The organism is Chryseobacterium glaciei (assembly GCF_001648155.1).
Lineage (GTDB): Bacteria > Bacteroidota > Bacteroidia > Flavobacteriales > Weeksellaceae > Chryseobacterium > Chryseobacterium glaciei.
In genome coordinates this window covers 2,653,956-2,666,399 of sequence record NZ_CP015199.1, presented here as the reverse complement: position 1 = coordinate 2,666,399, position 12,444 = coordinate 2,653,956, and the positions used below count along the sequence as shown (strand labels likewise).

General features: G+C 33.7%; 12 protein-coding genes. 6 read left to right on the top strand and 6 right to left on the bottom strand.

Annotated features, from left to right (window positions below):
- Positions 1-127: 127 nt before the first annotated feature.
- Positions 128-1,423 (bottom strand): phage integrase SAM-like domain-containing protein, encoded by a 1,296-nt coding sequence (locus A0O34_RS11900; protein ID WP_066754890.1) that lies wholly within the window; start codon positions 1,421-1,423, stop codon positions 128-130.
- 296 nt (positions 1,424-1,719) lie between these two features.
- Positions 1,720-2,676 (bottom strand): beta-1,6-N-acetylglucosaminyltransferase, encoded by a 957-nt coding sequence (locus tag A0O34_RS11895; protein ID WP_066754889.1) that lies wholly within the window; start codon positions 2,674-2,676, stop codon positions 1,720-1,722.
- 212 nt (positions 2,677-2,888) lie between these two features.
- Here A0O34_RS11895 and A0O34_RS11890 point away from each other — a divergent pair, with 212 nt between their 5' ends.
- Positions 2,889-3,617, top strand: a complete 729-nt coding sequence (locus tag A0O34_RS11890; RefSeq protein ID WP_066754888.1) for an AAA family ATPase — start codon at positions 2,889-2,891, stop codon at positions 3,615-3,617.
- Here A0O34_RS11890 and A0O34_RS11885 read toward each other — a convergent pair.
- Together A0O34_RS11885 and A0O34_RS11880 are read right to left on the bottom strand one after the other, a co-directional pair.
- On the bottom strand, positions 3,614-4,417 hold the full coding sequence (locus tag A0O34_RS11885; RefSeq protein ID WP_066754887.1) for a helix-turn-helix domain-containing protein: 804 nt from the start codon (positions 4,415-4,417) through the stop codon (positions 3,614-3,616). The two genes, A0O34_RS11890 and A0O34_RS11885, sit on opposite strands and share 4 nt — an antisense overlap.
- A 72-nt stretch (positions 4,418-4,489) precedes the next feature.
- The gene (locus A0O34_RS11880; protein ID WP_066754886.1) at positions 4,490-5,386 is read right to left on the bottom strand and encodes an oxidoreductase; all 897 of its coding nucleotides are present in this window, start codon (positions 5,384-5,386) and stop codon (positions 4,490-4,492) included.
- Positions 5,387-5,796: 410 nt separating this feature from the next.
- Here A0O34_RS11880 and A0O34_RS11875 point away from each other — a divergent pair, with 410 nt between their 5' ends.
- Genes A0O34_RS11875 through pyk form a run of 5 tightly spaced genes read left to right on the top strand, consistent with a single transcriptional unit; the run spans position 5,797 to position 9,973 of the window.
- Entirely contained in the window at positions 5,797-6,036 is a 240-nt protein-coding gene (locus A0O34_RS11875) for an acyl carrier protein (protein ID WP_002976354.1), read from the top strand.
- Positions 6,037-6,071: 35 nt separating this feature from the next.
- Positions 6,072-7,316: a beta-ketoacyl-ACP synthase II gene (gene fabF / locus A0O34_RS11870; protein ID WP_066754885.1), complete on the top strand. Its 1,245-nt coding sequence runs from the start codon at positions 6,072-6,074 to the stop codon at positions 7,314-7,316.
- Positions 7,317-7,325: 9 nt separating this feature from the next.
- On the top strand, positions 7,326-8,084 hold the full coding sequence (rnc, locus tag A0O34_RS11865; RefSeq protein ID WP_066754884.1) for a ribonuclease III: 759 nt from the start codon (positions 7,326-7,328) through the stop codon (positions 8,082-8,084).
- Entirely contained in the window at positions 8,062-8,535 is a 474-nt protein-coding gene (locus A0O34_RS11860; protein ID WP_066754880.1) for an IPExxxVDY family protein, read from the top strand. The genes rnc and A0O34_RS11860 overlap by 23 nt, the downstream gene beginning before the upstream one ends.
- The gene (gene pyk / locus A0O34_RS11855) at positions 8,528-9,973 is read left to right on the top strand and encodes a pyruvate kinase (protein ID WP_066754878.1); all 1,446 of its coding nucleotides are present in this window, start codon (positions 8,528-8,530) and stop codon (positions 9,971-9,973) included. The genes A0O34_RS11860 and pyk overlap by 8 nt, the downstream gene beginning before the upstream one ends.
- Positions 9,974-10,057: 84 nt before the next feature.
- Here the strand turns inward: pyk and A0O34_RS11850 are convergent, their stop codons facing one another.
- Positions 10,058-11,350: an aldehyde dehydrogenase family protein gene (locus tag A0O34_RS11850; RefSeq protein WP_066754876.1), complete on the bottom strand. Its 1,293-nt coding sequence runs from the start codon at positions 11,348-11,350 to the stop codon at positions 10,058-10,060.
- Between the two features lie 134 nt (positions 11,351-11,484).
- Complete coding sequence (gene hutG / locus A0O34_RS11845) at positions 11,485-12,405, bottom strand: formimidoylglutamase (RefSeq protein ID WP_066754874.1); 921 nt, start codon at positions 12,403-12,405, stop codon at positions 11,485-11,487.
- Between the last annotated feature and the right edge of the window lie 39 nt (positions 12,406-12,444).

Genomic DNA, 12,444 nt, shown 5'->3' with positions numbered 1-12,444 from the left:
ATTTTAAAGAAACTGTCTCAAAAGCAACTCTCTTGGAATCCTCGTTTAGAAGATTCTCAGAATAGTAATTTACCTTTTGAGACAACCTCATTAACTGTTCATTTTATTCACCCAGCCTTAAAGTTTCCTAAAAGCCCAGACTTTTAAAAATTTTTGCTGTTGATTTCGCTTTCTCTACATCTGTCTTACTTATGTATGTAAGAAGTTGTCTCTCTGTTTTATGTCCAGTAAAATTTAACAAGTAAGTAATAGGAATCTTTTCATAGAAGTTCGTAGCAAAGCTTTTTCTTCCAATGTGAGAAGTTACAAGTTGATACTTTGGATAGTTACCAAAAACTTTTCTGGTGATTCTTGGCAACCCCTCTCTCTCAATTGTCATAACCTTTCCATTGTACAAAACCTCATCTATAGTCGCCAACTCACAAACATCTTTAATGTATAGATTAAGGTTTACATCAGAAATCTTGCGTGGAAATTCACCTCCTCTTTTCAGCAAAATATTTTGTACTTTTTGTAGTAGTGGAATTTGCATCTTAGTTCCCGTTTTGACTTGATTAAACTCTATGTAAGATTGATTTTCATCATCTTGTACAACCATACTGGAATTGAACCTCAAATAATCACTAACTCTCTGTCCTGTATAGCAAGCTATCAACAACCAATCCCTAGCATTATCCAAGTATTCACTTGGCATCTCTGTTCTTTCTATTTTGTCTAGCTCATCAAAAGTAAGATAGACAGACTTCGGGACATTTCTAGATGCTTTCTCTATATCAAATTTCCATAGAAAAGCGTGCTTGTGTACCTGTATGTCAAGAGACTCAGCAACCTTACAAATCATTTTCAAAAATTTAAGATTTCTATAAGTAGTAGATGTTTTATAGTTCTCTCTTAGACAATACTTTTCAAAATCCACTCTGAAAGAATTATCTAAATCAGAAAACTTCAAATGTTTAAAGGTTTTCTTTCTAGCTCTTAGGTCTTCACAATAACGCTTTATCAACTGCTTAACAACGTTTGCTTTCTTAATGGTTGACTCACTTACTACATCCTTCTTCAAACTAATATAGTCATCTATAAATAAAAGTATGTTGTCAGATTGTGGTTCATTCATTTCTGAAATAGCTTTTTGGGGGCTCACTGTTACCTCAAGCCAACCCTTTAAATCTATTTCAGGTTTGTAGTTGGTATAATCTGAAATTATTTTTGTTTCCAGCCTGATAAGCTCAATATTCAATTCAACTAACTCATTGTTCACATTTCGTGAACTTATCACACATTTTCCATTTTTCCAATCTTTGGGTTTACATTTTAAGTGTGGGAGAGGGACTTTTACATCTACCCCCTTATCTCTTAACCGTACCCAGATTGTACTAATCTTGTTTTCAACTTTACCTCTTGTAAAAAAACTAACTGATGCCATAAATTTTCGATTCAAAATTGTTCCCAAAATTGTATCCGAACTCTAAAAGATAAGCCTAAAACAATGGGTCTGATTTGTCTTCGGGCATGTAGAAATCTTATGTATTGCTTGTTTGGACGAGGGTTCGAATCCCTCCAACTCCACAAAAACGTTGTGAAATATAATTAAAATATTTTGCAACGTTTTTTATTAACTTCCCATTTCACAATAAAAAAAAGCTTTGACCAAAATTGATCAAAGCTAATATAAAATACGAAACTAAACTTTTACACTTACCTTAAAAACAGCATTACTATTTAATTAAGATGATTTACGCTTTTACTGATACTTTTCACATCAGTTACTTTCACCAATGTTTTAAAAGGCTCATTATATTGAAGCTCAATACTATTAATTATCTTATCGTCCACATTATCATCAAACTTTCTGGCAAACAGATGACCCCCTTTTTGTAGAAAATCTAAATCAGTTCCCGTGAAAGTTTTTGGGCGTAATTTAATATCTCCATCGGGAATCCAGATAATCGCTCTTTTATCATCATCAACTAAAATTCCATTAAACGAAGTATTCATCAAAACAGTTTGAAAAAAAGATTCGTCAGCAATAAGAGTATTGAGATAATAATCTTCAAATTTTTTCACTTCAACACTATTACAGATAAACTCACAGCAACCTCTTGTTAAAATCATCCATTGTCCTCCGATATAAGGAATTACATCTTTCATAAACTCTCTTTTATGAGTCTTATCTGAGATATTATCCTCGGATTCTTCAAAATAATTTTCGATCCTGTTCATAGTTTCAGGTCTCACTTTTTCCTGATCGGCAAATTTTATATAACTTTTACCATTGTTTTTAGATAAAAAATCTTTGATGATCTTTTGTGACTTCAAAGGATAATCTTGTCCGCTTAGATTAATGAAATAGTCCCATTTTTCATCCATATTCAGGAGATAATTCATTCCATCTAGTTCAGCCTGAACCATACTGTACCCTCCCCAAATTACATTTTCACTTTTAAGAATGTGCACATTCGGATATTTTTCCAAAAAAGTTGCGACTTCTTCGCCGATTTCCAGACTTGCTTTTTTATCAATATGAATAAGATAGAAATTGGAAGGTTCGTAAATTGCAGTAAAAAGTCTTTTGAATTGATCGGGTAAACGATGTACCAAGATCAAATACGCAATGCTAATAGGTTTTATGGAAAAATCAAGTTGCTCGTTACTTCCACCTATGTAAACATTTTTCATTTTATATTATTTTTAAAATTATGAATGTTTACAACTTATTTTATAAAGTATTAATAGACATTTTTATCAATATACGACAATTAAACAAGCATTCTATTATTAATATTTAATTAACTACATTCAATTATTACTATAAAAATAACATTTTGCTTATATTTTGGCACATTTTTATTAGATATACATTCATTAAAAAATATTAACTTCAAAATAAAATGACCTATTTATCACGAATTTATTTAAAAGACAACCATCCAAAAGAATTCCCTTTCGATCTTCCTATTTTTAAAAATGGATTGGATTTAAAATTAAAAACCAATGTCACTTTCTTTGTTGGTGAAAACGGAACCGGAAAATCAACTTTAATGGAAAGTATCGCAGATAAATGCGATTTTAATCTATCTGGCGGCAACAGAAATCACAATTACGACTTTCATAAAACAGAAAATACATTATCCGATTTTCTCACTTTATCATGGAAAACAAAAATAAATCAGGGATTTTTTATGCGAGCCGAAAGTTTTTTCAACTTTGCAACCTATATCGATGAAGTCGCCGAAAGTGACGCCCGTATTTTGGATGCCTATGGTGGAAAATCATTGCACAAACAATCTCACGGTGAGGCATTTTTAGCATTATTTCACAATCATTTTGACAAAGGCATTTATATCTTGGATGAGCCTGAATCTGCTCTTTCACCACAGCGTCAGCTTGCACTATTATCCATAATTAATAAGTTGGAAAAAACTGGAAAAGCACAATTTATTATCGCAACCCACTCTCCTATTTTATTAAGTTATCCGGGCGCAACTGTTTATTCTTTAGATAATAACCTTGAGCCTATTCATTATAAAGATACCGAGCATTATCAGATAACGAAAAACTTTCTTGATACTCCGGAATTATATTTTCGACATTTATTTAATGACGATGATGATATTTAAGATAATATTTTACTCGGCGATAACCCGTATTGTTTTTTAAATACAAATGAAAAATGAGAAAGATCTTCAAAACCCAGATCCATATAAATATCTGACGCCATTTTTCCTTTTTCTAAAAGATAATGAGCTTCCTGAAGCCTTTTTTGAAGCAGCCATTTTCCAGGTGTGGCGTTAAAAACTTTTTCAAAATCACGTTTAAAAGTCGCCAAGCTTCTTCCAGTTAGATAAGCGAAACGGTCTAAATTGACATTAAAGTGATAATTTTTATTCATAAAAGCTTCGATATTAATCTTACCAGGTTCATTAAAATCAAACAAAATATTTTTTAATTCCGGATCATATTGAAGCAACAAAATGAGTAATTCTTTTATTTTTAATTCTACCAAACGTTTATCCGAAAGCTGATCTGATAATTGATAAACCAACAAAGATTCCATAAAATTTTTAAACAAAACATTTTCGTTGATCAATAATAATGGTTGGCTCAATTGCTTCTTTTCACAAGTCAAACCATATTCCAAGCTAAAATCTTTTAATATTTGCTGATCGAGATAAATTGACAACGATTTGAAATCTCCATTAGCAGGAGGAATTTTCGTGAATTTTAATAATTGATTTCTTCTTAAAAAACGTATCGAACCATCAGTCGCCGAATAATCATTAATTCCATCATTAAACGTCAGATCTCCCGCAATTTGATAGCTCAAAACATGATCAGAAACAAAATGCTCACCCTGCCTGCTCAACTGACTGTAGCAGGAGTAAACAATATTTCCTAAATTTTCTCTTGTAGATTTCATCTAATACAAATATAATTAAAATCAACGATGAGGTTGCTGAAAATCAACGCAAACCCCATCATTGAAATATTATTATTCTAAATTAATTCCTTTATGAGCTAAATATTGTTTTCCATATTCAGACTCAAAAATATTCTCTGCTTCATCATGATCCGTTGAAACGGTAACATCCAGCCATTTTTCAAATTCTTCTTTTCTGTTTTGATCGGCAATTTTTAAAATGGCGGCAGCTTCACTACCTAAAACCAAATGCACAGGCGGATTCGGATGATCCACCAAATCAACCATCACTTTTGCCGCTTTTGCAGGATCGCCCATCGGAAGAAACTTTCCTGAGGTTAAATGTTCTTTTATCCTACCAACAGTAGCTTCATAGCCTTCAACATCTTTTGCAAAACTCATCGAAGCACCAGCCCAATCGGTACGGAAACCACCAGGTTCAACCGAAGTTACTTTTATTCCCAAAGGAGAAACTTCTTTACCCAATGACTCTGAAAATCCTGCAAGACCGAATTTTGCAGCCTGATAAATAGAAAGTCCGGCATTCCCTACTCTTCCACCAACAGAACTTATTTGCAAAATACGTCCGGAACCTTGTTTACGCATATGTGGCAAGACCGCTCTCGTGACTTCAATTGGTGCAAAAAGATTAACTTCAAGCTGATTTCTAACTTGTTCACCTGTAAAAGCTTCAGCCGCACCAGTGATTCCGAAACCTGCATTATTCACTAAAACGTCAATTCTTCCGAAATGATTGATGGCTTCCTCCACCGCAGAATAAATCTGTTCTTTTACCTGTACATCCAACTTTAAAGTCAGCAACTGATTGGGATATTGTTCAGATAAATATTTTAATTGTTCAGGATTTCTTGCCGTTGCAACTACAAAATCTCCTTGTAATAATACTGCTTCAACAAGGCTTTTTCCTAAACCTTTTGAGCTTCCTGTTATGAACCAAACATTTTTCATTGTATCTAATTTTATTGATACAAATTTCCATCAAATCAAGACCATTGTAGTTTGTTAAAAAGCTCAATTATGCTTTGTTAAAAGAGTCATCCAAGAAAAAAAAATACACTTTAATAAAGTTTTAATAAATATTAATATGATCTAAAATTGCACTTCTTAGAATATTTTAAAACCATATCGCCCTGTTTTCAGCCCAAAAACCAAATCAACGCTACAGATAGATGAGACATGACATTTATTTAATAATATAACCTTTGAAAATATTAAAATATAACCCACTGAAAACGAAAAGACTAAATCTCCGAACCATAAAATACGGATAGTCTACCCACAAAAAAGACTAAAAAAATGTTTTATCGTAAAGAATTTTATATATTTGCAGAATCTAACAATTAAAAAAATAATTTACTATGTCAGACATTGCATCAAGAGTAAAAGCTATCATCGCTGATAAGCTTGACGTTGAAGAAACAGAAGTAACTCCTGAAGCTAGCTTCACTAACGATTTAGGAGCTGACTCATTGGATACAGTTGAACTAATTATGGAATTTGAAAAAGAATTTAACATTCAAATCCCTGATGATCAAGCTGAAAAAATTACTACTGTAGGGCACGCTATCGCTTATATCGAAGAAGTAGTAAATAAATAATATTCTCTTCAACAAAAAGAAAATTTAACAAGTTTATGGAATTAAAAAGAGTAGTTGTAACCGGTTTTGGCGCAATAACACCAATTGGAAATAATGCAAAAGAATACTGGGAAAATCTTCTTAAAGGTGAGAGCGGTGCTGCTCCGATTACTCTTTTTGATGCCACAAACTTCAAAACAAAGTTCGCTTGCGAAGTGAAAGGCTTCGATCCATTGCAACATTTCGACAAGAAAGAAGCAAAGAAAATGGACCGAAATACACAACTTGGAATGGTAGCTGCCAGAGAGGCAGTTGCACATTCTAGAATAATGGAAGACAATGTAGACAAAAACAGAGTCGGCGTAATTTGGGGTTCCGGAATCGGAGGTTTAGAGACATTTGAAACAGAAGTTTTGGGTTGGGCAAATACGGATATTCCGAGATTTAACCCTTTCTTTATTCCTAAAATGATAGCGGATATTACTCCTGGACACATCTCTATTGAGTATGGTTTCCACGGACCGAATTATACTACTGTTTCTGCTTGTGCTTCATCTGCGAATGCCATTATTGATTCAAAAATGCTGATCCAACTAGGAAAAGCAGACGTGATTGTATGCGGAGGCTCTGAAGCTGCCGTTACAGCAAGTGGTGTTGGCGGATTTAATGCTATGATGGCTCTTTCAACAAGAAATGATAGTCCAAAAACAGCTTCAAGACCTTTTGATAAAGACAGAGATGGATTTGTATTAGGTGAAGGTGCAGGAACTATTATCCTTGAAGAATATGAGCATGCGGTAAAACGTGGAGCAACAATCTATGCAGAATTGAAAGGTGGCGGTATGAGTGCAGATGCACATCACATGACGGCACCACATCCTGAAGGTTTAGGCGCTTATTTAGTAATGAAAAATTGCTTGGAAGATGCAGGGCTAACTGCTGATGAAGTAGATCATATCAACATGCATGGTACATCTACTCCATTAGGAGACGTTGCAGAATCTAGCGCAATCTCAAAATTATTGGGAGAGCATGCTTATGACATTCAGATCAATTCTACAAAATCAATGACGGGTCACCTTTTGGGTGCAGCCGGAGTTATTGAGGCTATTGCTGTGTTAGGAACTATTATTCATGGTATCGTTCCTCCAACCATCAACCATTTTACTGATGATGAAAAGATCGACAGCAGACTTAATTTTACATTTAACGAAGCTGCGAAGAAAGACGTAAAAGTAGCCATGAGTAATACTTTTGGATTTGGTGGGCACAATGCTTGCGTTCTATTTACGAAAATCTAAATTTACTGAATGGAGTTAAAGAAATACATTTCTAAATTCCTTCTCAAAAAAAGAAAAAAATTATCGGAAAGAGATTCTTTCCTTAGTACTCATCTGAATAAGGTGTTAGGTGCTGAGGTAAAAAATGTTGCTCTTTACCGTGAAGCTTTTTCTTTAAAAAGCTCTTCAAAAAATCAAGACAGCAATTACGAAAGACTTGAATTTTTGGGAGATTCTGTTTTGGGTACAATTATTTCTTGTCATTTGTTTCAAGCTTATCCTCAAGCTAATGAAGGATATTTAACACAAATGAAATCTAAGATTGTTAATAGGAAGAATCTTAATAAATTAGGTGAAAACTTAAAACTTACAGACCTTTTGCTGAAACAAAATTCTGTTGCTTTAGGTGAAAATATCTCCGGAAATTTATTTGAAGCGTTAATCGGTGCTGTCTATCTGGACTTTCATTATGATACCTGTAAAAAGATCATCTTGGAAAGACTTTTAACACCATCCGAAATAAATAAACTTGAAAATAAGATTGTAAGCTATAAAGGTCTTCTGCTCGAATGGAGTCAAAAAAAGAAATTAAATATAAGGTACGAAACTTGTGAGGAAATCCAGGTAAATAAAGCGATCGTCTTCCGATGCCATGTTTGGCTTGGAGAAGAGAAGATTGCCAATGCCACGGAAACTTCCAAAAAGAAAGCAGAAGAGAAGGCAGCGCAGAGGGCATTTTATATTTTAAACAAAAAAGAAAATATACTTGGAAATCCAAAAACTTTATGATCTAGACGATATAGAATTTGAAGATATTGCCATAGGATTGGTAAGATTAGCGAAAAATATACCCGATTATGAGTTTTTTTTTAAAATAAATCAAAATAACGATCTTACTTTTTCAAGAAAGAAAGATGTGATCCTTCATGGGGCGTATTTTGATTATCATTTTCCAAGATTTGAGGCATACCACAAGTTTACAAAGACTTGCTTTACTTTCATCTCCAACAGATCATCAGAAAGTAGACAAAAAAAATTACAAACTGAGCTCTTTACAGAAGAAGAGAATATTAAATTTTTATTAAATAATCAGGTAGATGTAGAATATATTCTACATAGTTCGGAACAGTTTCCTGATTTTTCCGTAATTTTGCTCCCTGAAAATCTTGTTTTTCCAATTCAAGATTATACACTAAGTTCTGAGGAAGAACTTTATCAAATTATCCAGTATTATGAATAAGCATTTAAAGAAGACAAAAATTATCGCAACACTTGGGCCGGCTTCATCATCGAAAGAAGTTATGCTAGGACTTATGAGAGCAGGTGTTGACGTTTTTAGAATAAATTTTTCACACGCAGATTACGATCTTGTTCGTACTAATATTGATACTATTAGAGAGCTTAATAAAGAACACGGATATTCTGTAAGTATTTTAGGAGATCTACAAGGTCCTAAATTAAGAGTTGGGGTTGTAAAAGAAGGTTCTTATCTTAATCCTGGAGACATTCTTACTTTTACCAACGAAAAGATAGAAGGAGATTCTACTAAGGTTTATATGACTTACCAACAGTTTCCTCAGGATGTAAATGTTGGTGAAAAAATCCTTATTGATGACGGAAAACTAATGTTGGAGGTTATTGAGACCAACAAAATAGATACAGTAAAAGCAAAAACAATTCAAGGAGGACCTTTGAGTTCTAAAAAAGGAGTTAACCTTCCTAATACGAACGTTTCTCTTCCAGCTTTGACGGAAAAAGATATTCAGGATGCTAATTTCATGCTAGACATGGAGGTTGACTGGATCGCTTTGTCATTCGTTCGTCACGCACAAGATATTATCGACTTAAAAGAACTTATCAAAAAGCATCCAAACGGAAAATTCAAAACGCCGATTATTGCTAAAATTGAAAAACCAGAAGGTGTTAAAAATATCGACGAAATTCTATTGGAATGCGACGGTTTGATGGTTGCTCGTGGGGATCTAGGTGTAGAAGTTCCTATGGAAGAAGTTCCTGCAATCCAGAAAAACTTGGTTGAAAAAGCGAGATTCTATTCTAAGCCTGTTATTATCGCTACTCAAATGATGGAGACGATGATCAACAGTTTAACTCCAACAAGAGCGGAAGTAAACGATGTTGCTAACTCTGTATTGGACGGTGCTGATGCGGTAATGCTTTCAGGGGAAACTTCTGTGGGTAGATATCCTGTACAGGTTGTTGAAAATATGACTAAAATTGTCTTGAATATCGAAAAAACAAGCTTTTATCAAAACAAAAACGAGCCAATGGAAAAAGACTACAATTGTATTGATGAGAGATTCATCACAAACAGAGTATGTCTTGCGGCAGTTAGAATTGCAAAAACAACAAACGTTTCAGCGATTGTTACTTTAACGCATTCAGGATATACGGCTTTCCAACTTTCTGCACACAGACCCAACTCTCATATCATTGTTTACAGTGGAAACAAAAGAGTAATCACGATGTTGAACCTACTTTGGGGAGTTCGTGCTTATTATTACGATATGAAAAAGCCAACGGATGAAACAATTATTCAAGTAAATATGTTGACACATAATCACGGTTATATTGAAACCGGAGATTTCGTAATCAACATCAACGCTACTCCATCTTACGAAGGTGGTAAAACGAATACATTAAGATTAACTACGGTTTAATCTCAATCATACAAAAATTAAAAACTCTCGATATTTTCGAGAGTTTTTTTGTTTTATATCTGAAAAATATAATCATTTAAAAGATTAATTTCCCACAATCGTTTTAGCAGTCACAAACTCTTTTAAAGCATGCAATGAAAGCTCTGTTCCATATCCTGAAGCCTTTGTTCCTCCAAAAGGAAAACGCGGGTCAGAACTTGTCATTCTGTTGATATTTACCGTTCCTGAGTCTAAGTTTTCAATGAAAAATAATTGACGTTCTTTATTATTCGTCCAAACAGAGTTAGAAAGTCCGAAAGGAATATCATTTGCCATTTGTAAAGCTTCATCGTCATTTTTAAAAGTCATAATCATTCCAAGCGGGCCAAATAATTCTTCCTGAAGAATAGGGTTTCCTTCCTGAACTCTGATCAATCCGGGATTAAATTCAGTATCAGAAATTCTCTCTAACGGAATAATAATTTCTGCTCCGTTTTCTAAAGCTTTTTTGAATTGATTTTCCAAATCATCTGCTAGATCAGGTCTTGCCATCCCGCCGATCAAGGTTTCTTTATCCATTGGATTTGCAGGAATGTATTTTTTATATTCTTCGATGAATTTCGGAAGAAACTCATCTTCAATTTTCTCATCAATAATAAATCTTTTTGCGGCAGTACAAGTTTGTCCACAATTTTGAAGTCTTGATTTCACTCCTTCTTTTGCAGCTTTATCAAAATCAGCATCCTCAAAAATAATAAAAGCATCACTTCCGCCTAGTTCAAGTAAAGATTTTTTGATATTTAAACCTGCTATTGAAGCTACTTCACCTCCGGCTTTTCCGCTACCCGTAAGACTTACTCCTTTTACTATATCATGTTCAAGAATTCCTTTTACTTCTGTATGTCCAACTTCCAGATTTTGAAAAATACCTTCCGGAAAACCTGCCTCCAATAAAACTTGTTCAATAGCATTTCCGCTTCCGAAACAAATTGAAGCATGTTTCAGAACAACCGTATTTCCCGCCAAAATTGCAGGAACAGCAAATCTCAAGACCTGCCAGAAAGGAAAATTCCAAGGCATTACTCCTAAAATCACTCCTTTTGGAGCATAATGAACTTCAGAATACGTAAATTCAGAATCAATTTTTTCTGGTTTTAAAATATTTTCTGCATCAGCATAATAATTCATCATTAAAGCACATTTCTCCACCTCAGCAATTGATTGTGAAATCGGTTTGTTCATTTCTGTGGTAATGATTGTACCAAATTTTTCAGAATTATTCTTTAAAATTTCAGCAGCCTTTCTGATTAATCCTTGTCTTTCCTCAAACGACACCTTTTTCCAACTCGAAAAAGCCAAGTCAGCTTTAATAAGCTTGTTTTCAATTAATTGTTCCATAACGTAATTCTCAATTTAAATTCAAATAATGAATTTATAAATGCTTTTCTCTTAAAAGCATGATCAAAGCAACAAATTTAGTTCCTTTAGATTAAATAAAATAATGATTTTTTCTATTGAATATATTAGTTATGTCATACCATAAACCATTCGTTCATCAGACAAGACGCTAACCTTGCCGTTCTATCCTGAATATCATGGCTCGGATTAACTTCAGCAACATCTAATGCAATCAATTTTGGGTTCTTTAAAATATGTCTGTAAAAATGCATAAAAGCAGCATCAGCAAAGATTCCGTTGTATGCCGCAGCTGAAACTCCTGGTGCAATGGAAGCGTTAAAAACATCCATACAAATGGTGAGATAAGCAAAATCGACTTCATTTAATAAATCATCAATTCTTTGATAAATTGACGAAAGATTTTCAAAGAATAATTCATCTGCAAGAATATATTTCATTCCGTATTGATGAGCTGTATCAAATAATTTAAGTGTATTTGAATTTCTCTGAATTCCAATGTGTAAAGAATTGATTTCACCTTCCTGAGCGATTTGCCAAAATCCCGTTCCTGAGCTCGGTCCTACTCCATTTTCAGGTTGTCTGTTATCAAAATGAGCATCAATATTAATAATACCTATTTTTTGTTCAGGAAAAGCCGTTTTTACACCTAGATAATGGGCATAAGTCACTTCATGTCCGCCACCTAAAACAAGCGATTTTCCACCTTTTAAAAGAACTTTCGAGACATTTTTTGCAAGGTTATTTTGAGTGTTTTCTAAATTCCCGTCCTCACAGGTGATATTTCCAAAATCAAGTAATGAAAAGTCAGGAAGAATCACAGGAAAATTAGACATATTTTTTCTGATAACGTCCGGAGCATCTTTTGCTCCCAATCTTCCTTTATTTCTTCGAACGCCCTCGTCTACGGCAAAACCGTGTAAAACGAAATCATTAGTTGAAATACTATCGTAATTGCTTTCTTCTCTTACTCTCTGAAATATTCTGTGGAAAAGAGCTTCTTCTCCGTCAAATCTACCTTGCCAAATATTGCTCATTTTTTTAATAATTTGTGTGTTGCTGTCATGTTGATAAAA

Coding starts and splice junctions, on each gene's coding strand:
- A0O34_RS11900 (WP_066754890.1), bottom strand. CDS start 1,423: ATGGCATCAGTTAGTTTTTTTACAAGAGGTAAAGTTGAAAACAAGATT.
- A0O34_RS11895 (WP_066754889.1), bottom strand. CDS start 2,676: ATGAAAAATGTTTACATAGGTGGAAGTAACGAGCAACTTGATTTTTCC.
- A0O34_RS11890 (WP_066754888.1), top strand. CDS start 2,889: ATGACCTATTTATCACGAATTTATTTAAAAGACAACCATCCAAAAGAA.
- A0O34_RS11885 (WP_066754887.1), bottom strand. CDS start 4,417: ATGAAATCTACAAGAGAAAATTTAGGAAATATTGTTTACTCCTGCTAC.
- A0O34_RS11880 (WP_066754886.1), bottom strand. CDS start 5,386: ATGAAAAATGTTTGGTTCATAACAGGAAGCTCAAAAGGTTTAGGAAAA.
- A0O34_RS11875 (WP_002976354.1), top strand. CDS start 5,797: ATGTCAGACATTGCATCAAGAGTAAAAGCTATCATCGCTGATAAGCTT.
- fabF (WP_066754885.1), top strand. CDS start 6,072: ATGGAATTAAAAAGAGTAGTTGTAACCGGTTTTGGCGCAATAACACCA.
- rnc (WP_066754884.1), top strand. CDS start 7,326: ATGGAGTTAAAGAAATACATTTCTAAATTCCTTCTCAAAAAAAGAAAA.
- pyk (WP_066754878.1), top strand. CDS start 8,528: ATGAATAAGCATTTAAAGAAGACAAAAATTATCGCAACACTTGGGCCG.
- A0O34_RS11850 (WP_066754876.1), bottom strand. CDS start 11,350: ATGGAACAATTAATTGAAAACAAGCTTATTAAAGCTGACTTGGCTTTT.
- hutG (WP_066754874.1), bottom strand. CDS start 12,405: ATGAGCAATATTTGGCAAGGTAGATTTGACGGAGAAGAAGCTCTTTTC.